Below are 25,985 nucleotides of genomic sequence, written 5' to 3' on the forward strand. Positions count from 1 at the left end.
CGTGTGGCTTACTTCTTTCATACTTTGCTTTTGCCATTATAATTTTCCTCCCTTTATTATCTTGTAATAAACTTGGCCTAGTGTTTTTTATTTTTATTATTTGGAGCTCACAATCGGGATTGAACCGACGACCTCCACCTTACCAAGGTGACGCTCTACCGACTGAGCTATGTGAGCGTTCAAAATTTGTTATGTTCTTTGATATACCAATTATAAAGTTTACTATTATTCTTTTTATTTGTCAATATGCATTTTCACTTTAAATCAAGGCATTTTTCTAATTTCCTTTTAACTCTTTGTAATGCATTATCAATAGACTTGGAATGCCTTTCCAAATCGCTTGCAATTTCCTGATACGATTTACCATCTAAATATGATGTGAGCACTTCTAACTCTAAATCAGATAATACTTTTGAAATCTTTTCCTCAATATAATCCATTTGCTCTTTACTTATCATTAACTCTTCTGGATCTGAAATTTTAAGTCCTGCTAATACATCTAACAGAGTTCGTTCAGATTCTTCTTCATATATTGGCTTATTTAAAGATACATAAGTATTTAATGGAATATGCTTTTGTCTAGTAGCTGTTTTTATTGCAGTTATAATTTGTCTAATCACACATATTTCTGCAAAGGCTTTAAAAGATGTAGATTTTTCAGAATTAAAATCTCTGATAGCCTTATACAAACCTATCATTCCTTCTTGATAAATATCTTCCTTGTCTGCTCCAATTAAAAAGTATGACTTAGCCTTTGACTTTACAAAATTCTCATATTTAGAAATCAAATATTCCTGTGCTCTGTTATTCCCATTTTTAGCTTCCTCAACAATTTCTTCGTCTGATTTATCCTTGAAATCCAAAAAAACTTTCAATTGCTTACTCTCAACTCTCTTCTGCATTAAACTGACTACTTATTTAAACAATTATACCTTAGTAAAATTAAATTCGTCAACCGAATTTACTTGCCTCTTCTAATTTCTTCTAATACTTTGGCTATATCATCATCTAAATTATCACCAATACTATTTTTATGTGAACTTCTATTTTTATCTGTTTTAATCCTTATAGACTTTTCTACTTTTAAAATCTCATTATAAAACTCTATGGAGGACATTCTAACTGCACCACGCTGAAAAACAGTTTGTTGTTCTAAATTATCCGATGTAACAACAACTATTTCGTACTTCCGACCTAAAGCATTTACCTTCTTTTCAATATAACTATCTGCAGTCTCTCCATCTTTTGTAAAGACCACCGATACATGCTTATTTACTTCCTCTTTCTTTTCAAGGCTTCCAGCAACTTTATGTGCATCAAATACTACAATTATATTACAAGCTTTGAAAACACCATAATTATGTAATTTATCTATCAACGTTTGCCGTGCTCCTTCGAAACTAGAGTCTTTATTTCGCTTTAAATCCGGCCAGCTATTTATAACATTATATCCATCCACAAAAATAGTTTTCACTATATACCTCTTTCTATTTTAATCGTCCTTTTAAAACCTCATACATAATTATACCACCAGCTACTGAAGCATTCAAAGAGTTAATCTTTCCTACCATCGGTATTTTTATTAATTTGTCACATTTCTGCACTGTTAACTTAGAAATCCCACGCCCTTCATTTCCAATTATAACTGCACAAGGACCACTAAAATCTATCTGATAACTATACTCTTTTGCTCTTATATCCGCTCCGTAAACCCAAATACCTTTTTGTTTTAATTCCTCTATTGTTGAATTTAAATTTGTTACTTTTGCTATTTTTACATGCTCTATCGCACCAACTGAAGATTTGTATACAGTGGTGCTTACAGAAGCGCTTCTTCTTTTAGGGATTATTATTCCATGAACTCCAAATAATTCAGCAGTTCTCACAATAGAGCCCAAATTATGAGGATCTTCAACCTCATCTAATATAACAATAAATGGTGCTTCATTTCTTTCTTCTGCTAAGTCTAAAATATCGGATACTTCTGAATATTTATAAGGACTTACCTTTGCTATTACCCCTTGATGATTTTCTCCCCCGCACATTAAATCAAGCTTTCTTTTATCTACTTCTTTAATTATAATTCTCTTCTCTTTTGCTAGGCTAACAATTGCATTTATGGATCCCTCTAACTTGCCATTTGCTATGTATAAGGTTTCAATAGTTCTATCTCCTTTTAACGCTTCAATTACCGCATTCCTTCCAATAACTATATCTTCTCTTTCCTGCACTTCAGTATTTCCTTTTTCATCTTTATTGCTTTTCTTGTTATCATTGCCATTTTTCACTTCAAATTTATCTTCCTTTTTTTCAGATTTACTGAATCGGCTTTTTGAATTAAATGTTTTCCCTTGCATTACAATTCCTCCTTGTCATAATTATCGGACTATTTAATAACTTCAATACTTTTCTTAAATATAAATTCTAATCTCTCTTTATTTCCTATTAAATATAAATATCCTACTAATGCTTCAAAACCTGTTGCCATCCTGTAATCTCTTACATCTGCATTCTTAGGAACTGTAGGCGACTTAGCATTTCTCCCTCTTTTATAAATAGCCTCTTCTTCCTCTTCTAATAGTTCTTCTATTTCATGCATTATACACGCCTGACTCTTCGCCTTAACATATCCAATAGCCTTAACATGCACTTTATTGGCAGATAATGCCGTGTTTTTCATTAAAATAAAATTTCTAATAAAGACTTCAAACACTCCATCTCCTATTAATGCCAACTGAAGTGGATTTAGCATTCTTGCTTCTTCTTTTGAAAATTCTCTTATTCTTAAGTCGTTTAACATTATAATTCTCCTTTTAAATAAGGGCTGCAAACTCGCAGCCCTTATTTTAATTAATCAATCTTTTTCCATCTAACTCCTTGAGGTGTATCTTCTAAAACTATATTTCTACTCTTTAAATCGTCTCTAATCTTATCAGCTAACGCAAAATCTCTATCTTTTCTTGCTTGCTGCCTCTTATCAATAAGCTCCTGAATTTCACTTTCCAAGTCCTTCTCCATATGATTTTGAAGAATTCCAAGTGGATTTGCTAATTCCCTCATTAAAGCTTCTGCCTTTTCACACAATTCTGAAGATGAACTAATATTAATATTGTTATTAAGGTCTTTAGCCAAATCAAATAGTACTGAAATAGCATCTGCAGTATTAAAATCATCATCCATTTTTTCAATGAAGTTTTCTCTATATTTATCCAAAGACTTTAAATACTCTCTTTCCTTATCATCCAATGTTTTCTTACTAACTTCATTTTTTAAATTCTCGAGATTATTTATGCAATTATATAATCGTTCTATTGATGATTTTGCTGAGTCTAATAATTCTTTTGTGAAATTTATTTGAATTCTATAATGCCCTGATAGCATTAAAAACCTAATAGCATCTGCATCATATTCTTCAAGAATTTCTCTAGCAGTAAAAAAGTTGTTTAATGACTTTGACATTTTCTTGTTATCCACATTAACAAATGCTGCATGCATCCAATAATGAGCAAAAGGCTTACCAGTAACCGCTTCACTTTGAGCTATTTCATTTTCATGATGTGGGAACTTTAAATCCATTCCACCCGCGTGAATATCAATTGTGTCTCCTAAAAGCTTTTTAGCCATACATGAACATTCTATGTGCCATCCTGGCCTTCCAAGTCCCCAAGGACTTTCCCATGCTGGTTCCCCAGGTTTCTTCGCTTTCCAGACTGCGAAATCCATTGGATCTCTTTTTCTCTCATCAATGGATATTCTAGCACCCGCTTGCAGGTCCTCCAAGTTTTGGCCACCTAGTTTTCCATAGTTAGTAAATTTTTTTGTACTATAATAGACATCTCCATCTATTTCATATGCAAAGCCATTTTTAATCAGCTGCTCGATGAATTTTATTATGTCATTAATGTACTCTGTGGCTCTAGGATTAACAGTAGCTCTTTCAATCTTAAGTGCATCTGCATCTTGATAATATTCTTTTATATATTTATCTCCAAGCTCCTTTACTGTAATACCTTCATCATTAGCTTTATTAATCATCTTATCATCTATGTCAGTAAAGTTTTGAATAAAAGTAACTTTGTATCCTCTATACTCTAAATATCTTCTAATTGTATCAAAAACAATAAACGTTCTTCCATTACCTATATGAAAAAAATTATAGACAGTAGGTCCGCAGACATACATTTTTACCTCACCTGAAGTAATAGGGATAAATTCTTCTTTTTGCTTAGTTAAAGTATTATATATCCTCATCATCTGACCTCCTAAAATTATCTTAATTTAATATCATTCTTTTCAAATTCACCCTTTATTATATTACAGACATCACTTATTTTGATTACCTCCATTTCACCATCTCTAAGTTTAAATTCAACTTCTCCATCATTGATTTTCTTTCCTACAGTTACTCTCATTGGTATACCAATCAATTCTGAATCCTTAAACTTTACTCCAGCTCTCTCATTTCTATCATCTAAAAGAGCCTCTATACCCATATTAATTAATTCTTCATAAAGCTCATTTGCTATCCTTGTTTGTTCTTCGTCTTTAACATTTACAGGAATTACTGAAACATGGTATGGAGCAACTGATAATGGCCATATTATTCCATTTTCATCATGATGTTGTTCTATTATAGATGCCATTGTTCTTGTAACACCAATTCCATAGCATCCCATTATGAATGGTTTTTCTTTACCATCTTCATCTATAAATTTAGCATTCATTGCTTCTGAATATTTTGTTCCAAGTTTGAATATATGTCCAACTTCGGTTCCTCTCGCAATAGTAACCTTTCCCCCACAAACTGGACACTTTTGACCCTCAGTTACATTTCTGAAATCTCCGATTGTTCCTTCAAAATCTCTTCCATAATTTAAATTTTTTAAATGATATCCTGTTTCATTTGCTCCTGCCACGAAATTGTACATATTTGTAACTTCTTCATCTACCAATATTAAATCTGCCTTTATTCCTACAGGTCCCGCAAACCCAATATCACATCCAGCTGCCTTTATATATTCTTCATGAGAAGCCATTTCTATGTCTCCAGAAGCATTTGAAGCATTAGCAACCTTAACTTCATTAACCTCTCTATCTCCTCTCACAAATACAGCAACAATCTTTCCATCAACATTATATAATAAAGCTTTAACTGTTTTTTTAGGTGATATATTTAGGAATTCTGATACCTCTTCTATTCCTCTACTGTCAGGAGTTGCTATCTTTTCTACTTCCATTAACTCCTGTCTCTCTTCTTTTTCAGCAGGAGATGATGCCTTTTCAATATTAGCTGCATAATCACATTCACTACAGAATACTACATCATCTTCACCAACTTCCGATTTAACCATAAATTCTGCTGAATTGGCCCCTCCAATAGCACCTGAATCTGCTGCAACGCATTTAGCATCTAGGCCGCATCTATTAAATATCTTAACGTAGGCATCATGCATTTTATCATATACTAAATCCAATCCCTCTTGATCTTTATCAAAGCTATATGCATCCTTCATAACAAACTCTCTAGATCTCATAACTCCAAATCTTGGTCTACGTTCATCTCTGTATTTAGTTTGAATCTGGTATAAATTAAGAGGTAATTGCTTATACGACTTAATTTCGTTTCTTGCAATGTCAGTAAACACTTCTTCATGAGTTGGTCCTAAACAGAAATCTCTTTCTCCCCTATCTTTTAATCTAAACATTTCTGCTCCATATGCATCCCATCTGCCAGATTCTTGCCATAATTCTGCTGGAATAATAGCTGATGCTAAGAATTCTTGAGCACCTGCTGCATTCATTTCGTCTCTAACTATATCTTCTATTTTTTTTAGAGCTCTCAATCCAATTGGCATGTAGTTATATACACCAGCTGCCATTTTTCTTATCATTCCAGCTCTTAACATAAGTTTATGGCTATCAATTTCTGCTTCAGCTGGCACTTCTCTTAATGTTGATATTAGCATATTAGACATTTTCATAGTAATATTTCCTCCTAAATACTTTTTTTGCCAAGTAACTCTTGATTGTTACATTGAACGATTATAGTTTAATAAAACTTTCACTAACCTGTCTTTATATAATACAGATAAACATTTTAAAGTTTGTAAATATTATTGAACTTATTTTTTAAAATAAAAAAAGCCCGCCTAATATACATTAGGGCGAACTTTTATCGCGGTACCACCTAAATTTGTTCTCTAATAATGTTAACGGTTTTAAACCGATAGTTTTTACCTATACTCAAAAGCTGGTTCAAAGTCTGTTCAAAAGTCTTTCAGCCTAGGGACTTTTTCTCTTAACAATCGACCTCTACTATTCTTCATCATCGTTTTATAAATTTAATTTTATTTTAATTTATTATAACTTCTTGAATTTCGCATGTCAATATTCAGCATTATACTATTTTCCCACCAAATGCTTTGCCAGTGCCAAATCTTCTGGAGTTGTTATTTTTATATTTGTATAGTCCCCTTCATATATATATACCTTATTCCCAAAAAGTTCCACAACACTAGTATCATCAGTAACAACTATTCCTCTTTTTTTTACTTCTTTATGACAATCATATATTAAATTAAATTCAAAAGCCTGCGGGGTCTGGATTGCCACAAGCTTGTTTCTTGTTAATGTCTCCACAGAAAAATTATTTTCCCCTTTAACTTTTATAGTATCCTTAGGCATAACTCCTGGTGCCGCTGCCTTATAAATCTCTGCATATTTAACAGCATCATTTATTATTTTGTCTGAAACAAATGGTCTTGCTCCATCATGAATTAATACTATATCGGAGTTTTCCATCTGAGATAAGGCATTATATACAGAATCTTGCCTTTCTTTGCCACCAGCCACTAGTTTATCAACTTTTAAACCATATCTATTCAAAACTTTGTTTTTACAGTAACTTACTTCATCTTCCGGAACTACTAAAATAATATAATCAATTAATTTATTCATTATAAACTGTTTTAAAGTGTAATAAAGAATGGGCTTACCATTCAAATCAATATATTGCTTGCTTTGAACGGCTCCCATTCTCTTACCTCTTCCTCCAGCTAATACTATCGCACTAACCATACAGAAAATCTCCTTAAATTTTAATTATCTTTTGGTTTTGCAAAAATCATTCTTCCTGCTGCTGTTTGGAGCACAGATGTAACTATTACGCCTGTTGTTTGCCCTATAAGCTTTCTTCCACCCTCTACTACAATCATAGTTCCATCTTCTAAATATGCCACCCCTTGGCTTGACTCTTTTCCATCTTTTACTATATCAACTGTCATTTCTTCCCCTGGTAATACAACAGGTTTTATTGCATTTGATAATTCATTTATATTTAATACTGGAACTCCTTGAAATTCAGCAACTTTATTTAGATTGTAATCATTAGTTATGACTTTTCCATTCATTTTTTGTGCAAGCTTTAATAATTTCGCATCAACTTCTGCAATTTTAGGAAAATCATCCTCTACAATTTGAGTCTCTATTGATAATTCTTTTTGTATTTTATTTAATATATCTAATCCTCTTCTTCCTCTATTTCTCTTTAAGGAATCAGATGAATCTGAAATATGTCTTAATTCATCTAATACAAAATTTGGTATAACCAACGGCCCTTCAATAAATCCTGTTTCGCAAATATCAAATATTCTTCCATCAATTATAACTGATGTATCTAGCACCTTAGGAATTCCTTTAATTGTTTCTTTAACTACTTCTTTAACTTTTTTCTCTTTAATTACAGGCTTTTTAATATTAAGCAAAAGAGCCGTTATATCTTCCTTTTTCTTAATCATTATTTCTGCACCTATTATAGCTGCTACTATATTTAATAAAGTTAGTAAAATAGGTCCTATTACTTTGTGTATATCATTTATCGGTTTTGCAATAAATGTCATTAAAATCAATGCAATAACAGCTCCAAATGTTCCATATAGTATTTCTGTTATACTCATTTTCTGCATACTCTTCTCGATATATTCAATTAGATTAGAAATACCCTTATATATAATAGGAGAAATAATATAAAATATAAGTCCAAAAATAAAAGATATAATAATAATAAAAATAATTATAGAAATAGTACTTGAAAGATAATTCAAGTTAGCAATTTGAGGGATTTCCAGCAATATTTCAGATATAAAATATCCTATTATCAGCCCAATTACAGAAAAGACTCCCCTTAATATCCTTTTTAACACTAATTTCACCTCCTTCTAATTATTTACAACATTACAATATTTTAATCATACTTTTAATATTTTCTCTGCATAAAATTAATTATAGCATACAATAACCCTATCTAAAATGAATAAATTATTAAGTTTACTTAATAATTACCTATAAATAATAAAGGACTGACTTAAAATATAATATAACAAATCTAAATGTTAATTAATATCCACATCAAACACTCTCTATTTTAAGGCAGTTTCTTATTTCATTATATTTCTTTTTTTAAAGACACCTGTTCCTTTATTCTCTTTAGTCCATCTTTAATAGCTGTGGCTCTTGCTTCTCCTATTCCCTCAACATTATCTAAGTCCACTATATCTGCATCTATTATATTGCTAAGCTCTTTAAATTCTTTTATAAGATTATCTATTACATTTGATGGTATTCTAGGAACCTTACTTAACATTCTATATCCTTTAGGCGATATTAATGTATCCATAAGAGGCACTCCTCCATAGCCTAGACTTCTTGAAATTGCATCCAAATCCAATAATTCAGATGAATTTAATCTTTGGATATGTTCATATACGTCACTATACTGCAATCCTTCTTTGCAATAATCCCTAATCAGTAATATTCCATCTCTTTCTATATGTTTAACCAATTCGTTGAGCTGCATAGATATTAATCTTCCCTCATTTCCGAGTTCCAATATATACATGTTAATTTCTTCTACTATTCTCATTACCATTTCAGTTCTTTGAATTGCAGTAACCACATCAAAAAGTGTTGTTAAATCCTGAAATTCCAGCAAATTCAAATTATTTATCACACGCTCGAGTACTGCAACATATTTCTCTAGTGTTTGAAGTGCCTGGTTGGCCTTTCCCAAAATCACACTGCTTTCTCTCAATACGTATTTTATATCTCCCTTATACATTGTTATTATATTTCTTCGCTGAGAGATTGCAATTACTACATTATTAGTTTGCTTCGCTACTCTATGTGCTGTTCTATGCCTGGTTCCTGTTTCATAAGTTGGAATAGATGAATCTGGTATTAACTGGGCATTAGCGCATACGATTCTCTTCAAATCTCCTGTTATTACTATTGCTCCATCCATTTTAGCCAATTCATATGCGTATGATGGGGTATATTCTGCATTAATATAAAACCCTCCATCAACGAGTTTCATGACTTCCTCATCATCCCCTATTACTAATAACCCTCCTGTTTTGGCTCTTAATATGTTTTCAAGACCTTCCCTTAGTTGAGTGCCTGGGCACATTATCTTTAAGACATTTTTTATTCCTATTCCCTTTTCAATTCTCATACACTCACCCATTTCCCTTAAATTATTATCCAATGCTAAAATAGCCAAATTTCTGATAATATTATATTTTTAATTCTGTCACATAAACATATAAATAGTATTTAAAATTTCACACTTAAAACATTAACTTCTAAAAACTATCATACTATAATAGCCATAATCTCTCAACATTATTTGTTAAATTTAAGCTATAATATATCTTTTTTGTAGAAAAATGTTCTTATTTCCTATTCCGAAAATATTAACTATTTTCTATTTATATAAATTAAGAATCATAAACATGTTTTATTACATCTATCAATGTTTTTAATTCAATAATATTTATATTTTTTAATTTGTTTTCTTTTGTCACCGAATCCTTTGCAACGTAAACTTTCCTAAAACCCATTCTTTCAAGTTCCTTAATTCTACTTTCTAAGGATGGCACTTTTTTAAGCTCACCAGTTAGCCCTACATCAGCTATGAATGCGACATTTGATTCTATGCCTTGCTGTTTTACAGATGATACTATACTCATTATTACAGCTAAATTAATGCCCTGTTCTCTTATTTTTATACCTCCTGTAGTTTTAATAATTACATTTTTGTCGTACAGATTAATTCCTCCACGTTGCTCTAATATTGATATCAATGTATTTAATTTATCCTTCCCTAATGTTTCTCCTATTCTAGTAGGGTACGGTGTAAAGCTCTTAGAGACCAAACTCTCTATTTCTGTTATAATGGCCCTTGTTCCTTCTTTAATTACAGTCAATGCACTTCCTGATACTGTTTCACCTTCCTCACGCCTTGTCATAAAAAATTCAGAAGGATTATCTATTGAAATAACGCCTTTCTCACACATTTGAAAGAACCCGTTTTCTATGCCACCAAATCTATTTTTGGAACTAACAAGTACACGCAATTCCTCATCGTTATCATCTTCTATAATAAGAACTGTATCAACTAAATGTTCTAATGCTCTTAAACCAGCAAGTTCATCATTCTTAGTCATTTGTCCTACTACAATAACTGCTCGTGGTCTTTTTTCATTTTTAGCAATTTGAAGCAATGCATTGGCACACTCCATAGTCTGTGTAGGTGATCCTGCTCTTGCAGGCAGAGAGGCTTCCATAGTGAATGTTTGAATACTATCAATAATTAATATGTCTGGATCTATTTCATCAACTGCGTCCAAAACATTATCCATGCTAGTTTCTTGCAACACCCATATATCTTCATGAATTTTATCTAAAATTCTATCAGCTCTATTCTTTATTTGGCTATCACTTTCTTCTCCAGATGCATAAATTACCTTATATCCATTTTGCGCTACGGCATCCGAAATTTGAAGCAATAATGTAGATTTTCCTGCTCCAGGTCTAGCCGTTATTATTGAAATCGAGTCCTTTACAATCCCACCTCCCATAACTCTATCAAATTCATTTATTCCCGTAATTATCCTATCACTTTTATTTGAAACAACTTCTGAAAGCTTTTTTATTGTTCTTTTAGCCCCTTGCCTTACCTTATTTCCAGTATTATTTGCCTCAACTACAACTTCCTCTAATGTGCTCCAATTATTGCACATTGGGCATTTTCCAAGCCACTTTATACTTTCAAAGCCACAACTTGAACATCTATATAATGTTTTCTTTTTCATGAATATCTCCTTACCCTGTTTTAAACTAATCTCTTTCACACTGCCTTATGAACTAATTTACTGAATATATATGCTCTATATTAAATAATATTATTTTCAAAAAGCTTCTTAACTTTATTATAACACACCAATCTGTTTTGTAATTTTATAAAATTTTAGACTTAGATTATTAACTTTTTATAACTATTTTCTTAAACATCATATTATTCTAAATACTCTTAATGGATTTTCCTTTTACCCATTACATAGTTAATAAATTATTACAAATACTATTATAAATATCCATAAGAATCACTAATTCATATAACTTATACTTGTCTAGTATGAAACTATTACTCAAAATAAACATATAAATCTACAATAAATTATTCCTAAAACAATTCTCAATTACCTATTCTTATTATATTGATAGGATATGAAAATAATATTATAATAATACTTATAAAACAATAATTATCGATTAAGGAGATGTTTTTATGATAAAAGTATATACTACCAATTCTTGCCCTTGGTGTGTTAAAGTAAAGAATTATCTTAAATCTGAAAATCTTGAATTTGAAGAATTAAATGTACAAGATAATATGGAAGCTAGAGAAGAAATGATAAAAAAGTCTAATCAAATGGGAGTTCCTGTATTAGATATTAATGATGATATAATTGTAGGATTTGACAAACCTGCTATTTTAAAAGCTTTAGAAAAATAATTTAGAGGCGTACATTCGCCTCTTTTATTGTTATCGCATATTCAATGTTAATTGAGGTCTTTATTATTTATTTATGATTTCCTTGTTTATTCTATTAGCTCTTAATATATTTCTCAGCATTTAATAACGCAATAGTTCCATCTGCAACCGCCGTTGTTATTTGTCTGTACTTTTTTTGCCTAACATCACCAGCCGCGTATACCCCTTTGATATTTGTCTTCATATCTTCATCTGTAATTATATATCCATGCTCATCCATCTTTAAATATTTTTTTACAAACTCAGTTCTAGGTTCTGTTCCTATATATCCAAATATAGCATCCACTCTTAAGTTACTAATCTTTTCTGTTTTTGTATTTTTCATAGTAACTGATTCTAAAAACATCTCTCCACTAGCTTCTATTAAATCTTCATTTAAAAATACTTCTATTTTTGAATTATTGAAAACTTCATTTATCAGAGCTTGTTCTCCTTTAAAATAATCATATCTCCTTATTAAATAAACTTTTTCAGCAAATCTAGTCAAAAATATAGCTTCCTCTAAGGCCGAATTTCCTCCTCCAACCACAGCTATCCTTTTCCCTTGATAAATTGCCCCATCACAAACAGCGCAATAATGAATTCCTCTTCCTAAAAACTTGCTTTCTTGTGGAATTGGTAACCTTTTAGGCGTTGCACCTGTAGCAATTATTATAGCTTTAGGTTCGTATATATTAGTTTCAGTTTCAACTACTTTTCTGTCATCTGAAATATCTATATTCTGAATTGAATCAAATTCATCAATCTCCGTCCCAAGTGCTTTTGCTTGTTCTTGAAATATATCTGCTAAGTCTCCACCATTTATACTTTTAAACCCTGGATAATTTTCTATTGTATAACTATTCCTAACTTGCCCACCTAAAATTTCATTTTCCAACAATAATATATTCAGCTTAGCTCTTCCGGCATACATTGCTGCAGTTAATCCTGCCGGGCCGCCACCTATTATAAGTAAATCTAGTTTCTTTTTGTCCATATCCATCTTCTCCAATCTAAAGCGCATTTTATAACTAATTTATCAATACTATCTTCTTTAAACTATATTTATCAAAATGGACCATTTCAATGTATACACCTTTGAAACAGTCCATTAAATATAAGATTAACTTCTATTCATTTCTAAATTATTCTCAGTGAGCTTCTTGAAGATAAGTTTGTTTTCTAGTTCACTTACTCTTACTCTGTCTCCAATTCGTATATTTCCTTGCAAAATCTCTTCACTTAATCTGTCTTCTACTTCTTTTATAATAAGCCTTCTTAAAGGTCTTGCTCCATAATCCAAGTCAATTCCTTTATTCAACAAGAATTTCTTACTATTTTCTTCAAAATTCAAGTAAATATCTCTACTTTCAAGTCTTTTTCTTATTGATGCAAGCATTAAATCTATAATTTGATTTAAATCTTCATCACTTAGTTTATGGAATACTATTGTATCATCTATTCTATTTAAGAATTCAGGTCTAAATTTCTGCTTCAATTCTCCTAATATATTTTCCTTCATCTTCTCATATTCTGTTTCATTATTAGAATCATTATTGCTGCTAAATCCTATACTTTTCTGCTTCTTAATCTGATGAGCACCAACGTTTGAAGTCATTATAATTATTGTATTCTTAAAATTAACTATCTTTCCCTTACCGTCAGTAAGTCTTCCATCTTCCATTATTTGAAGTAATATATTAAATACTTCAGGATTAGCTTTTTCAATTTCATCTAATAGAACTATTGAATAAGGCTTTCTTCTAACAGCTTCAGTAAGCTGCCCTCCTTCTTCATATCCTACATATCCTGGAGGGGAACCTATTAATCTAGCTACAGAGTGGCTTTCCATATATTCTGACATATCAACTCTTATAATACTATTTTCATCGCCAAACATAGCCTCTGCAAGTGCCTTTGAAAGTTCTGTTTTTCCAACTCCAGTTGGTCCTAAAAATATGAAACTTCCTATAGGCCTATTAGGATCCTTTATACCAACTCTTGCTCTTCTCACAGCCCTTGCTATAGATTTTACTGCTTCGTTTTGACCTATGACTCTTCTATGCAATATATCTTCTAAATTTAGCAGCCTCTCACTTTCAGATTCTGTTAATTTCTCAATTGGAATTTTAGTCCAAGATGATACTACACTAGCTATATTCTCTGCATCTACAATCAATGTCTTGATTGAATTTTGAGTGTCCCAATTATCCTTCATATTATTTAATTGTTCTTTTAAAGCTCTCTCTTGATCTCTTAACCTTGCAGCTCTTTCAAAATCTTGAACTCGTATAGCCTCTTCTTTTTCTTTACCTATATTCTCAATCTTTTCTTCTAGGTCTTTTAAATCTGGCGGAGTTGTTAAACTTTGTATTCTGACTTTTGCAGCTCCCTCATCTATTAAATCAATAGCTTTATCAGGCATAAATCTATCTGTAATATATCTATCTGATAAATTCACAGCAGCTTCCAGTGCTTCATCTGTAATTTCAACTCTATGATGTGCTTCATACTTATCTCTTAAACCTTTTAATATCTCTAAAGTTTCTTCTTTAGATGGTTCACCCACAGTTATTGGTTGAAATCTTCTTTCTAGTGCAGAATCTTTTTCAATATACTTTCTATATTCATCAATAGTTGTTGCTCCAATACATTGAATTTCTCCTCTAGCTAGGGCTGGTTTTAATATGTTTGATGCATCAATGGCACCTTCTGCACCACCTGCTCCTATTATTGTATGGATTTCATCAATAAAGATAATTATATCCTTATCTTTAACAATTTCCTCCATAGTCTTTTTTAATCTTTCTTCAAATTCGCCTCTATATTTTGCACCTGCAATCATAGATGTTAAATCCAAAGAAATAACTCTTTTACTTTTAAGTATCTCCGGAATGTTTCCTTCAACTATTCTCTGAGCTAATCCTTCAACTACTGCAGTTTTACCAACTCCTGGTTCGCCAATTAAGCATGGATTATTTTTTATTCTTCTACAAAGTATCTCTAGTAATCTCTGAGTTTCATTATCTCTTCCTATTACAGGGTCTAATCCCTGCTCCTTAGATAAGGTTGTTAAATCCCTGCCATATTTGTCAAGCATAGGAGTAGCAACTTTTTTATTTTCTACTGTACTTTTATCACTAACTTTATCTTCATAATTTCCTGATAAAAATACTAATAGCTCTTCACTTATAATAGCAAAATTCAAACTCAAACTTTTTAATATAGTATAAGCCATGCCTTCTTCCTGATTAAGCAATGCTAACAAAATGTGCTCAGGGCTAACATATTTATGATTTAGCTTTTTAGCTGCTGCAAAACTTTCGTCTATTAATCTCTTTGTTCTAGGAGTTAATAGAATATTCTCATCTGTTTTCTTTATATCACCATAACCTAAGTATCTCTGTATCATTGTTTTAATATTATCACTATTAACTCCATATTTCTTTAACAATTTAGCTGAATATCCATCTTCTTTTAAAATACCTAATAACACGTGCTCTGTTCCAACATATCCATGTTTAAATTTCTCTGACTCACTTTCAGCTTCCAAAATTACTGCTTGTGCCCTTTCCGTTAATTTATTGTATTCCATCCTTTTCGAACCTCCCATCTTTTCCTTATGTCAATATTTCTTTTACAAGCTTTGCTCTTTCATATTTACTCTCTTTATCATCCAAAACTCTTCCCAAATAATTTTGCAGTGAGGCATTGCTTGTAAGTCTAAATAAGTTATCTATTTTTCTTAATTTAATATCTATTATTGATAATTCTGCTCCTAATCTAAGATTAGACAGCAAATCTACAGTTTCTTTGGAATCCAATAGAACTGCATGCTTTAAAATTCCATATGCTCTATATACCTTATCTTCTAATTCATGTCTGCATTTGTTAATCAATATTTCTCTGAATTTGTTTTCTTCTGCTATCGTATTTAATATTGCCTCTTTTAATTTATTTATTATATTACTTTCTGTTAATCCTAATGATATTTTATTGAATATTCTATATAAATTTCCATGAACCTTTGTGCCTTCTAAATGAAGGCCTTTAATGCCCATACCCATTTTACTAAGATTCTTAGAAATATTTTTAATCTCTTCACTCATGGTAAGTGCAGGCAAATGCAACACCACAGACGCTCTTAATCCTGTTCCGATATTCTCTGGAGATGATGTTAAATATCCCAGGGTTTCATCAAATGCATAATCCAAGTTTTTCTCTATTTTATCGTCAATATCTGTGGCCTTACTAAAAGCTTCCTCTAAGTTCAACCCTTCACTTATACATTGAAGAGCAATATGATCCTTTTCATTTATCATAATACTAAAAGTCTCGTTATCATTTAATATGAATGCTCCTTTATCTGAATTTTTCAAAAGCTCTTCACTAATTAGATCCTTTTCTAAATATTGTTTACTTAATTCTTCTTTTATATTCCAAACTTCATATAATGTAATTTCTTCATCCATTAATTCATTTTTAAGAAAATTATATATTTTTTTCCCACTTTCTCGACCTTTTATATAATTCAACTTATTAGGAAAAGGCAAATTGCTAAAATTTCTAGATAATAATATTTTACTTGTTAGTACAGCTTCACTTCCTTCACTTTTATTAATCCAGTTATTCATGGCAATCCCCCTCCTTAGTATTTATTGTTTCTTTAATATTATTTTCTAAAATACATAACTCTAATTTTTTTATTTCATCTCTTACAATTGCTGCTCTTTCATATTCTTCATCAACTATTAATTTTTGCATTTCTTCCTTTAGATCTTTAAGCTTTCGCTTCTGAACTAATTCTTTTCCCTTAATTTTAGGCACTTTCCCTACATGTTTTACTCCGGCCTGTAAACTCTTTATCCTTGGCTCAAGTACAACCTTAAATTCTTCATAACACTCAGAACAGCCTAATCTTCCTGTTTTTTTAAATTCATCATAGGTTAACCCACAACTTGGGCAAACAATTTCTTTTACTTTACTACTATCTATATTAGTTTTATTACTATCTGCATTAGTCAATAGCTCTGACAAGACTCCTTGAAATGGAAAATTTATATTTTGCATAATGGGACTGAAAAATGGAATATTAGCTATGTCCTTTGCACAATTTTCACATAGCCAAATTTCATGCTTTTGCCCATTCATTACTGTAATTAAGTTTATCTTTGCTTCATTTTTTTTACATTTTTCACATAACATATATATCCCCACCTTTAAGATAAAATTATCATAATCATTGCCTTTAAAATATCAGCTCGTACCTTATTTTTATTTTCGGCTGAAGTCAAACTTCTATCATTTATTGCCATTTTCATTATTTCACATTCTCGTTCTTCAATGACTCCAGATTCCAACAAATGATTAAGCAAAGCATTTGCATTATGATATGTTATTGTATCTCCTATGCTTTGATTTATTATCTCTTCTCTTTTATTAGAATCATCATATTCTAACTGCTTAATGGCAATATGTCCACCGCCACCTCTTTTACTTTCGATTAAGTATCCTCTTTCGTAAGTAAATCTAGTAGTTAATACATAATTGATCTGAGATGGTGCACACCTAAATTGATCTGCCAGCTCATTTCTTTGTATAAAAATCACATTATCTCGATTTTCATTAAACATTTGCTTTATGAAATCTTCTATTATATCTGAAAGTCTTGCCATAACATCACCTGCTTAAACCTTTTTTTAATATTTGTTTTTGACTTACTTTGACTTTTTATAATTATACTATATTTCTTTTATTTTTTAAAGTATTAATATAAACTATGATTATTTTCAATTTTATATGTTAATAATTATTAATATTTCAATATAGCTTATGGAGGCTTCTTATGCAGATAATATGGTATGGACATTCATGTTTTATTATAAAAACACCTACTGGTAAGCGGATTCTTATTGATCCATTTGATGATAATCTTGGATATGATAACAATTTTCCGAAATGTGACTTGATAACCCTTAGTCATAATCATTTTAATCGCTTATTACTAAATAATTATAATAACCTAACCAAAGTTATTAATGAAATTGGAGCTATTGATATGAATTTTATAAAATTAGAAGGCTTTAATTCATTTCATGATAAATGTAATGGATTAAAAAGAGGTTCGAATATTATTTATACATTTAGAACTGATAAATATTCTATATGTCATTTAGGACATTTAGGACATATACCATCTTCATTAACCTTAGAAAAACTAAGAAACATTGACATTTTACTTATTCCAATTGGTGGTCACTTTACATTAAACGGATTTGAAGCCGCAAAACTCTGTAAATTAATTTCACCTAAATACATAATTCCTATGCAATATAAGACTAATAAAACATCTTTATATCTAGATGACCCTAAAAATTTTATTATATCCATGAGGCATATAAAAAAAATCAAATCAAATATATTAGATATTTCAACATTAGACTTAAATTGTGGGTCACAATGTATATTGCTAACACCTCCTAGCAGCTAGCTAAAACTCATAGAAATCTCTGCTCATCTCTTTAAACTTAACTTCTTAGCTTCCTCTTTACACTTTATAAAATAATTCACTTGAAGTTAACCGAAAAAATATGTCTTTTACCTATTAAAAGTTCTACAATTTTTAATATATGAAAAAAAGATCGTCTAAAGACGATCTTTCTTCTATTATTCTTGGTTTGGAGCTCCTACTGGGCAAACATTAGCACAGTTTCCACAATCAATGCAAGTATCTGCATCGATAACGTATTGAGAATCCCCTTGAGTTATAGCGCTAACTGGACATTCTCCAGCACATGCTCCACAACTAACGCATGAATCATTAATTACAAATGCCATCTAGAACACCTCCTAATAAATTGCGGTAATTAACCTCTTACATTTTAACATGTATTCTAATGTTTTTAAAGTCTTTTGTGTCTTAGGCAAGCGTATTTTTAATTATGCTTGATGATTTAAACTTAGATTACTATATACCCCAAATCCTCTATTGAATTTACAATATTCTCAATATTTAAAAAAGTTTCATTATATATTACTGTTATTTCTTTTTTTCCTAGTGATATCTCTATAGCGATTACTCCTGAATTATTAACAATGGTTTCTTGAATTATATTAGCATCTTGGTGCGATTCCATATTGCAAATCGTAATAACAGATTTCATAGAAACTCCCCCTATTTCTCGTTAATAAGATTCTTTATTAATGTCTTATCTTCTTCTGATTCCACTATTAACTTTATATTATTTTCATCAATTGTATCTTCATATTTTCCAGACACAAGTTCTACGTCTGTTATTTTAAACTCATCGACAACATCTTCGTCACCTTTTCTAATACGTACCTTAACAATTTCCTTAACTATTGAATTACTGACAACTTCTCCATTTCCGAATTCAGTTTTAACAATAGCTCCAATTTTAGGCAATCTCTTTCTTATTCCCTCATATGTCGTTTGTTCATAATTTAGGCAGCACATTAATCTTCCACATATACCTGATATCTTAGTTGGATTTAATGAAAGGTTTTGTTCTTTTGCCATCTTTATAGATACTGAAGCAAAATCTCCTAAAAATGTAGAGCAGCACATTGATCTTCCACATGGTCCAAGACCGCCAACCATCTTAGCTTCATCCCTTACCCCTATTTGTCTTAGCTCTATTCTAGTCTTAAATATAGTAGCTAGATCCTTGACTAGTTCTCTAAAATCAACTCTGCCGTCTGCTGTGAAATAAAATATAACTTTATGATTATCAAATGTATATTCTACATCAATTAATTTCATATCTAATTTATGTTCTTGAATTTTAACTAAGCATATATCCAATGCTTCTTTTTCTTTAGCCTTATTTTCTTTGTGCTTATTAATATCATTTTCATCCGCTATTCTAATAACATTTTTTAATGGTGATACTATATCTTCTTCTTTTATCTCTTTGATTCCTATAACACATTCACCAAACTCTACTCCTCTAGCTGTTTCTACTATTGCATAATCACCTTTTTTTATAGGTAATTCTGATGGACTAAAATAATATATTTTTCCTGCTTTCTTAAATCTTACTCCTATAACATTTATCATTAATTATACCTCCGCAAATCCCATAAGAAGAACACTTATGGTCATTGAATAGTTTGTATTACTATTAAAATTTCTTCTAGCTTCTGTTATGTATTCTAACATACTATTTAATTTTTTATAAGACATTCCTCTTGCTATATCTTTCATATTATGGATTTTATCAAAATTAACAATAAGTTCACTACCATTAAGTTCTTTAAAAAGCATAATATCTCTTATATATGACAGAAGTATATTTAGTAATTCAAATCTGTCATCTTTTGAATCTTTTAGTAATTCCTCATATTTTAATACAAAGCTTTGTTCCCTTTTTAAAATATCCTCAAATAATTCTATGCATGTATTTCTTAATTTTTTTAAGTTTTGATCACTTATAAATTTATCTATATTTCCTGGCACTCCTGCACTATATGCCATTGCAGATTTTTTATCTTCTGAAGGTATATCTATATACTTATCTTCCATGTACATTGAAATTTCTTCTTTATTCAATGGAGTTAATTTATATATTTGGCAACGAGATTTAATCGTATCTAATATTATTTCTAACGAATCGCTAAGCAATATTAAATATACTCCCTTTGGAGGTTCCTCGATTGTCTTAAGCAATGCATTTTGTGCTTGAACTGTTAATTTATCGCATCTATATAATATTAATACCTTCTTATCTCCTTCGTATGGCTTTTTATTGACTTCATCTATTATTTTTCTTACATCATCAACTCCAAACGAAATAGATGAAGGTACATATTTTACAATATCAACACTTTCTACATCATTCTTTGGTCTTATAATCTCATTCGAAAGGTATCTAGCTATTATACTTTTCCCGATTCCGTCATTTCCAACTATTAAATTTGCATGAGAAAATGAGTCATTTAATTTTCTATTATTTATACTATCAATAATTTCCTTATGGCCAATTATTTTTCTCAATGCTTACCTCTCCTTGAAATCATATTTTTACGAATTGATCGACATCAATTACAAATACAGTTGCTCCTCCAACATTAATTTGTACAGGATACTGCTGCATATATCCGCCTTCACTTCCTCCTAGAGTAGTTTGCGTAACTAACGTTTCTTTTCTTTCTTTACATATTTTTTTAATCACAGCAATAACAGCCTGAACTCTTTCCTCTTCAATTCCTACCATTAGTGTAGTATTACCAGACTTTAAAAAGCCACCCGTAGTTGCTAATTTAGTAACCCTATAGTTTTCTTCTGTTAATGCCTCTATAACATTTCTTGAATCTTCATCCTGAACAATTGCAATTATCAGTTTCATTATAATTACCACCTTCAAATAATACTAACTCACTAACTATTATTTTACCACAAATCAAAGGTATTTTATTATTTAGTTTATATTTGTCCATATTTTAGGCCTTAAGATATCCTTAATTTGTTTCACTACATTTTCCTTTGATACACTTGCATCTATCTTTATAATTCTTTCCTTATTATTTTCGTAGATAATATTATACCCTTCTCTGACTTTTTCATGAAAATCTAATTTTTCCAGATCTAATCTGTTAATTTCTCTAGAATCATTACTATTAATCCTATCTAATCCAATTTTAGGATCAAGATCAAACAATATTGATATATCAGGCATATATTTTCCAATTGCAAATTTATTTATACTCATAACTTCATCAATACCTAGATTCCTTGCATACCCTTGATATGCTAATGAAGAATCTATAAATCTATCACAAAGAACTATTATTCCTTCATCTAATGCTGGTATTACTTTTTCTACAAGATGCTGTCTTCTTGCTGCAGCATAAAGTAGCGCTTCTGTTCTACCATCCATTAGATTGTTTTCTTTACTTAAAATAACTTGTCTTATTTGCTCTGATATTTTAATTCCACCTGGTTCTCTAGTTTTTATACACTTAAGATTATTACTAATAATCCAGTTATATATTTCATCAATTGCTGTTGTTTTTCCGGTACCCTCTCCACCTTCAAAAACTATAAATAAGCCGTTTTTCATCATTAAATCCCTACCTTAAAGACTGTTTATATAAAAGCTTCACTCTTTAGGCACATATAAAAGTAATAGACAAGCATTCCAACCTATTCCTTTTTCAATTGTACCTTAACATGTTCATTAAATAGAATTAACTTGAGTTCATCCTTGTAGACATCATAATTAGAATCTGTTATGGTTGTCCTTACAATTTTTTCTTCACATGCTTTGCAAATCTTTTCTCCATTTATTATTATACCATCACAATCACTTTTCCCGCACATAAAACATGATTTATTTATATCCTTCATTTATTCTTCCCCCTTAAAGTTATAATTCTTTTACAATTATTCCCTTATAAGGTGAATTTAATACAGGCTTACAGCTCAAAAAGCTAATTATAACTATATTTTTATAAATATTAAGATTATCAATAATAAAAGTCTGCTTAAAAGTTCAATAGAAATTCTTATCTGTTTACAAAGTTTCTTATAATAGTATAATATTAATTGAACTGCCCAGGAGGTGTTATAATTGATTCAAATTTATAAAAGTGAAAGTGAATCCAATTCTACTCTAAAATTAATAGATACAATCGAAAATGGATCTTGGATAAACATAATCGCTCCATCTGACGATGAGTTGATACTAGTATCAAAAAAAACAGGAGTTACTCTTGAATTTTTAAAAGCAGCTCTAGATGATGAAGAGACCTCACGTATTGATGTTGAAGATGATTCACTATTAATAATAGTGGATATTCCTTTCACTGAGATGGAAGATAACTCATTGACATATGATACATATCCATTGGCTATAATACATACTGATAGACAGTTGATAACTGTTTGTTTAAAAAACAGTAAAGTATTAACTGATTTTGCTAATAATAAAATAAAATCATTTTATACTTTTAAGAAATCAAGATTTACATTACAAATTCTAAATAGAGTTTCCACTTATTACTTATTATATTTACGCCAAATTGATAAAAAGAGCTTAATGATCGAAAAAAGACTCCATAAATCTATGAAAAATAGAGAACTGATACAGCTACATTCTTTGGAAAAATCTCTTGTTTATTTTTCTACATCATTAAAAGCTAATGAAATAACATTAGAGAAAATGTTAAAGCTTGATTTAGTACAAAAATATGAAGAAGATAAAGACGTATTAGAAGACGTCATTATTGAAAATAAACAAGCTATAGAAATGACTGAAATTTATAGTAATATATTAGCTAGTACAATGGATTTCTTTGCTTCTGTAATATCTAATAATTTAAATATTGTAATGAAAGTTTTAGCTTCCGTCACAATACTTATGGCAATACCAACTATAATCGGTGGAGTTTTTGGTATGAATATCCCATTACCTTTATCTGAAAATGATCCACATGCATTTTCAATAGTTATGGGTCTAACCCTAGGAATATGCGCACTTGTCGCTTTCATATTATACAAAAAAGACATGTTTAGATAACATGTCTTTTTTGTTATATATCTTTCTATAAACTAACTAAATAAATTTTCAAATATTTATCCCTCAATTTTATTAGTGACATTTAATACATTGTATGTACCTTGTTGTTTCTCTTTTCCAGAGCGTGTGCGGAGGGTAGCTTCAATTTCCTCAAGAGAACGATTACGTGTTTCAAACACCTTTGAAGAAACAAACCATATTGAAATAAAACAAACAATACCGTAACCTATAAATAAACTTCCAGTCCCGAAGTAATTTAATAATGATGGAAATGTCAACGATACCATCATGTTTGCAGTCCAATTAACAACACTACTAAATGAATTTCCTAAGCCACGAATGTTTAAAGGGAAAACCTCTCCTATCATAACCCACATTACTGGACCCCAAGTAGCTGAAAAGAATGCTATATACACAGTTAATGCAACAACACAAATAATTGATGCAGTAAAGGAACCATTTGAAAATTTCATTGAAAGACTCATCACCATTAAAGAAAGTCCCATTCCAATAGCACCATAAATCAGCATCTTTTTGCGGTCAACTTTATCCATAATCATAACAGCTATAATAGTAACAATAACATCAAATATACCAATTCCTATATGTGCAAGTAAGGCTGCTTCAACACCAAAGCCAACATTAGTAAAGATAGTTGGTGCATAGTAAAGAACCGTATTACAACCCATAATCTGCTGAAAAATTGCTAAGCCAAAGCCAATCACCAATGCTGGATGAACAAATTCACCGAATAATTCTTTAATTCCACCACTTTTAATTTCAGCTTGTTTTTTAATCTCTGCAAGTTCATTCTTAACAGCATTTTCATTGTATCCATTCATTTTTGCTAAAACGCTTTTAGCTTCATCAAATCGTTTATCCTTAACTAAGAATCGTGGACTTTCTGGCAATATAATAGCGCCCAAAAATAGAACCGCAGCTGGAATAGCAGCAAAACCTAACATCAAACGCCATCCACTATATACGTTAGAAAAAGTATAATTTGTAACATAAGCTAATAATATCCCTGTCATTACCATTAATTGAAATAAGCTTGACATTGATCCACGCTTATCAGCTGGTGATAACTCTGCTAAATATGTTGGAATTAACGCAGATGAAGCTCCAACTGCAATACCAAGAACAATACGTGATAAGATGAGTGTCCAAAATTCTGGTGAAAACGCTGAACCGAGCGCACCTAAAAGAAAAATTATGGATGATAGTAATATTAATTTTTTACGTCCATACTTGTCCGACATAGGTCCTATAATTGCAGAGCCAAGAATAGCACCTAACAATACAGAACTAACAACCCATCCTTGCTGCCATGAGTCAAGATGCATTTGATCTTGAATAAAAAGAATTGCGCCAGAAATAACTCCAGTATCATAACCAAACAAGAGACCACTAAGTGCACCAAAAACATATATTATAGAATTACCAACTTTCATTTTCATTAGAATCATCTCCTACTTTTGCTTTATTTAGTCTTCAATTCATATTTCCATTATGTTTATAATATTTCTCAAAATTATTCTGTTAAAATATTTTTCAATTATTATAGTGTGTCTCTATGCCTTTATTTTCAATATTCTGATATACTTTGTTTTAGAAATGACTGTACTTTTCCAATACTTTTTTGCTATAATACACATTGAGATTATCTTTAATCAATTTAATGATAATACTCTTGTAGTTAGAGCATACTTTTAACATTTTGTAGAGTGGTATAAAGATGCTCTTTTTCATTAATGATTTACATGTTGAAATGTAATTATCCATACTTTTAAATAAACGTCATACAAATGATATTCGTTTTCATTAAACGTTATCACAAAGCCTAGCATACTATCTTATTTTTTAGTTTTAACTCTTCTAATAGAATTCAATTATTTTAAAAATGACATGAATTTATCAATATCATATTCATAAATTTTATGAGATACGATTATATTGATCATATTATCAATACATATATTATATTTCCATCGTTTTCATAATTAATATTAATTAGCTTCTAAAGTGAATACGAGTTATTAATATACTAGATTCTTAATTTATTACATTTTGTTTGAAAACTTCTTATCATACATTATATTCATATTCGTTTATATTATTTTATTAGTTTGGGACTTTTTAGTTAGGCGCCTAAAATTTAACCTTCAACAACTTTAGTATACCACTTTCGAAAAACTTTTTCAATATATTTTAAAAAGTCATTTTAAAAGACTTCTAATATATTATTGTACTCCCTTTTACTTTAACAATAAAAATTTAAATACTAACTCCCTTGCTCTCATAATTAATAATATTATTTTAATATCAAGTAAGTTCAATTTTCTATTCACAACTCATTAGTTATATATTATTTTCTTTATGTAACAAAAAATAGCTTATATTTAACTTAATAGAGTTAAATATAAGCTATTTAAACAATTTGGAGGCGCCACCCAGATTTGAACTGGGGAATAAAGGTTTTGCAGACCTCTGCCTTACCACTTGGCTATAGCGCCATTATGGTGGCTCGAACTGGAATCGAACCAGTGACACGAGGATTTTCAGTCCTCTGC

Annotated in this window: 26 protein-coding genes and 2 tRNA genes; 3 read left to right on the forward strand and 25 right to left on the reverse strand. The window is 30.3% G+C overall.

Annotated elements, in window-relative coordinates:
- Window positions 1-101: 101 nt before the first annotated feature.
- The 11 genes from CLOBL_RS21555 to radA all read right to left on the reverse strand — a co-directional run bounded on the left by CLOBL_RS21555 (window position 102) and on the right by radA (window position 11,150).
- Window positions 102-177 (reverse strand) — tRNA-Thr (locus CLOBL_RS21555).
- 77 nt (window positions 178-254) lie between these two features.
- The gene (sigH, locus tag CLOBL_RS21560; RefSeq protein WP_077860909.1) at window positions 255-902 is read right to left on the reverse strand and encodes an RNA polymerase sporulation sigma factor SigH; all 648 of its coding nucleotides are present in this window, start codon (window positions 900-902) and stop codon (window positions 255-257) included.
- 59 nt (window positions 903-961) lie between these two features.
- A complete protein-coding gene (locus CLOBL_RS21565) occupies window positions 962-1,474 on the reverse strand; it encodes an NYN domain-containing protein (protein WP_009167797.1) in 513 nt (170 codons plus the stop codon).
- Window positions 1,475-1,487: 13 nt separating this feature from the next.
- Window positions 1,488-2,357, reverse strand: coding sequence for a 23S rRNA (guanosine(2251)-2'-O)-methyltransferase RlmB (gene rlmB / locus CLOBL_RS21570; protein WP_077860910.1), 870 nt, complete (start codon window positions 2,355-2,357; stop codon window positions 1,488-1,490).
- Window positions 2,358-2,386: 29 nt separating this feature from the next.
- Window positions 2,387-2,800: a ribonuclease III domain-containing protein gene (locus CLOBL_RS21575; protein ID WP_009167795.1), complete on the reverse strand. Its 414-nt coding sequence runs from the start codon at window positions 2,798-2,800 to the stop codon at window positions 2,387-2,389.
- Between the two features lie 50 nt (window positions 2,801-2,850).
- Window positions 2,851-4,251, reverse strand: coding sequence for a cysteine--tRNA ligase (cysS, locus tag CLOBL_RS21580; protein ID WP_077860911.1), 1,401 nt, complete (start codon window positions 4,249-4,251; stop codon window positions 2,851-2,853).
- Window positions 4,252-4,268: 17 nt separating this feature from the next.
- The gene (locus CLOBL_RS21585) at window positions 4,269-5,981 is read right to left on the reverse strand and encodes a proline--tRNA ligase (RefSeq protein WP_077860912.1); all 1,713 of its coding nucleotides are present in this window, start codon (window positions 5,979-5,981) and stop codon (window positions 4,269-4,271) included.
- 421 nt (window positions 5,982-6,402) lie between these two features.
- Window positions 6,403-7,077 (reverse strand): 2-C-methyl-D-erythritol 4-phosphate cytidylyltransferase, encoded by a 675-nt coding sequence (ispD, locus tag CLOBL_RS21590; RefSeq protein WP_077860913.1) that lies wholly within the window; start codon window positions 7,075-7,077, stop codon window positions 6,403-6,405.
- 20 nt (window positions 7,078-7,097) lie between these two features.
- Window positions 7,098-8,201, reverse strand: a complete 1,104-nt coding sequence (locus CLOBL_RS21595) for a PIN/TRAM domain-containing protein (RefSeq protein ID WP_077860914.1) — start codon at window positions 8,199-8,201, stop codon at window positions 7,098-7,100.
- A 242-nt stretch (window positions 8,202-8,443) separates the two neighbouring features.
- The gene (disA, locus tag CLOBL_RS21600; RefSeq protein WP_077860915.1) at window positions 8,444-9,508 is read right to left on the reverse strand and encodes a DNA integrity scanning diadenylate cyclase DisA; all 1,065 of its coding nucleotides are present in this window, start codon (window positions 9,506-9,508) and stop codon (window positions 8,444-8,446) included.
- Window positions 9,509-9,773: 265 nt separating this feature from the next.
- The gene (radA, locus tag CLOBL_RS21605) at window positions 9,774-11,150 is read right to left on the reverse strand and encodes a DNA repair protein RadA (protein ID WP_077860916.1); all 1,377 of its coding nucleotides are present in this window, start codon (window positions 11,148-11,150) and stop codon (window positions 9,774-9,776) included.
- A 476-nt stretch (window positions 11,151-11,626) separates the two neighbouring features.
- Between radA and CLOBL_RS21610 the strand changes: the two genes are divergently transcribed.
- Complete coding sequence (locus CLOBL_RS21610) at window positions 11,627-11,854, forward strand: glutaredoxin family protein (RefSeq protein ID WP_077860917.1); 228 nt, start codon at window positions 11,627-11,629, stop codon at window positions 11,852-11,854.
- A gap of 94 nt (window positions 11,855-11,948) precedes the next feature.
- Here the strand turns inward: CLOBL_RS21610 and trxB are convergent, their stop codons facing one another.
- From trxB to CLOBL_RS21635, 5 genes are all read right to left on the reverse strand, one after another.
- On the reverse strand, window positions 11,949-12,875 hold the full coding sequence (gene trxB, locus CLOBL_RS21615; protein WP_077860918.1) for a thioredoxin-disulfide reductase: 927 nt from the start codon (window positions 12,873-12,875) through the stop codon (window positions 11,949-11,951).
- 120 nt (window positions 12,876-12,995) lie between these two features.
- Window positions 12,996-15,467, reverse strand: a complete 2,472-nt coding sequence (locus tag CLOBL_RS21620; RefSeq protein ID WP_077860919.1) for an ATP-dependent Clp protease ATP-binding subunit — start codon at window positions 15,465-15,467, stop codon at window positions 12,996-12,998.
- Window positions 15,468-15,492: 25 nt separating this feature from the next.
- Window positions 15,493-16,506, reverse strand: a complete 1,014-nt coding sequence (locus tag CLOBL_RS21625) for a protein arginine kinase (protein WP_077860920.1) — start codon at window positions 16,504-16,506, stop codon at window positions 15,493-15,495.
- Window positions 16,499-17,077, reverse strand: a complete 579-nt coding sequence (locus CLOBL_RS21630; RefSeq protein ID WP_077860921.1) for a UvrB/UvrC motif-containing protein — start codon at window positions 17,075-17,077, stop codon at window positions 16,499-16,501. Before CLOBL_RS21630 ends, CLOBL_RS21625 begins: the two co-directional genes overlap by 8 nt.
- A gap of 14 nt (window positions 17,078-17,091) precedes the next feature.
- Window positions 17,092-17,547 carry a CtsR family transcriptional regulator gene (locus tag CLOBL_RS21635; protein WP_009167783.1) on the reverse strand — a complete coding sequence of 152 codons (456 nt, stop codon included), beginning with the start codon at window positions 17,545-17,547 and terminating at the stop codon, window positions 17,092-17,094.
- Between the two features lie 170 nt (window positions 17,548-17,717).
- Here CLOBL_RS21635 and CLOBL_RS21640 point away from each other — a divergent pair, with 170 nt between their 5' ends.
- Window positions 17,718-18,362, forward strand: coding sequence for an MBL fold metallo-hydrolase (locus CLOBL_RS21640; RefSeq protein ID WP_077860922.1), 645 nt, complete (start codon window positions 17,718-17,720; stop codon window positions 18,360-18,362).
- Window positions 18,363-18,538: 176 nt separating this feature from the next.
- Here the strand turns inward: CLOBL_RS21640 and CLOBL_RS21645 are convergent, their stop codons facing one another.
- From CLOBL_RS21645 to CLOBL_RS21675, 7 genes are all read right to left on the reverse strand, one after another.
- A complete protein-coding gene (locus CLOBL_RS21645) occupies window positions 18,539-18,709 on the reverse strand; it encodes a 4Fe-4S binding protein (RefSeq protein ID WP_009167781.1) in 171 nt (56 codons plus the stop codon).
- A 122-nt stretch (window positions 18,710-18,831) separates the two neighbouring features.
- Entirely contained in the window at window positions 18,832-19,035 is a 204-nt protein-coding gene (locus CLOBL_RS21650; protein ID WP_077860923.1) for a cation transporter, read from the reverse strand.
- Window positions 19,036-19,046: 11 nt separating this feature from the next.
- Window positions 19,047-19,952 (reverse strand): stage 0 sporulation family protein, encoded by a 906-nt coding sequence (locus CLOBL_RS21655; protein WP_077860924.1) that lies wholly within the window; start codon window positions 19,950-19,952, stop codon window positions 19,047-19,049.
- A 3-nt stretch (window positions 19,953-19,955) separates the two neighbouring features.
- Window positions 19,956-20,888: a DNA polymerase III subunit delta' gene (locus tag CLOBL_RS21660; RefSeq protein WP_077860925.1), complete on the reverse strand. Its 933-nt coding sequence runs from the start codon at window positions 20,886-20,888 to the stop codon at window positions 19,956-19,958.
- Window positions 20,889-20,907: 19 nt separating this feature from the next.
- Window positions 20,908-21,240, reverse strand: coding sequence for a cyclic-di-AMP receptor (locus CLOBL_RS21665; protein WP_009167777.1), 333 nt, complete (start codon window positions 21,238-21,240; stop codon window positions 20,908-20,910).
- Between the two features lie 72 nt (window positions 21,241-21,312).
- Window positions 21,313-21,954, reverse strand: coding sequence for a dTMP kinase (gene tmk, locus CLOBL_RS21670; RefSeq protein ID WP_077860927.1), 642 nt, complete (start codon window positions 21,952-21,954; stop codon window positions 21,313-21,315).
- 83 nt (window positions 21,955-22,037) lie between these two features.
- Entirely contained in the window at window positions 22,038-22,241 is a 204-nt protein-coding gene (locus CLOBL_RS21675; protein WP_009167774.1) for a sigma factor G inhibitor Gin, read from the reverse strand.
- A gap of 223 nt (window positions 22,242-22,464) precedes the next feature.
- Between CLOBL_RS21675 and CLOBL_RS21680 the strand changes: the two genes are divergently transcribed.
- Window positions 22,465-23,412 (forward strand): magnesium transporter CorA family protein, encoded by a 948-nt coding sequence (locus CLOBL_RS21680; RefSeq protein WP_009167773.1) that lies wholly within the window; start codon window positions 22,465-22,467, stop codon window positions 23,410-23,412.
- Window positions 23,413-23,468: 56 nt separating this feature from the next.
- On the opposite strand, the gene CLOBL_RS21685 is transcribed toward CLOBL_RS21680, so the two are convergent.
- Together CLOBL_RS21685 and CLOBL_RS21690 are read right to left on the reverse strand one after the other, a co-directional pair.
- A complete protein-coding gene (locus tag CLOBL_RS21685; protein ID WP_077860926.1) occupies window positions 23,469-24,872 on the reverse strand; it encodes a sugar porter family MFS transporter in 1,404 nt (467 codons plus the stop codon).
- Between the two features lie 981 nt (window positions 24,873-25,853).
- Window positions 25,854-25,928: transfer RNA gene (locus tag CLOBL_RS21690), tRNA-Cys, on the reverse strand.
- Window positions 25,929-25,985: the final 57 nt, after the last annotated feature.

It is taken from the genome of Clostridium sp. BL-8, from assembly GCF_002006495.1.
Lineage (GTDB): Bacteria > Bacillota > Clostridia > Clostridiales > Clostridiaceae > Clostridium.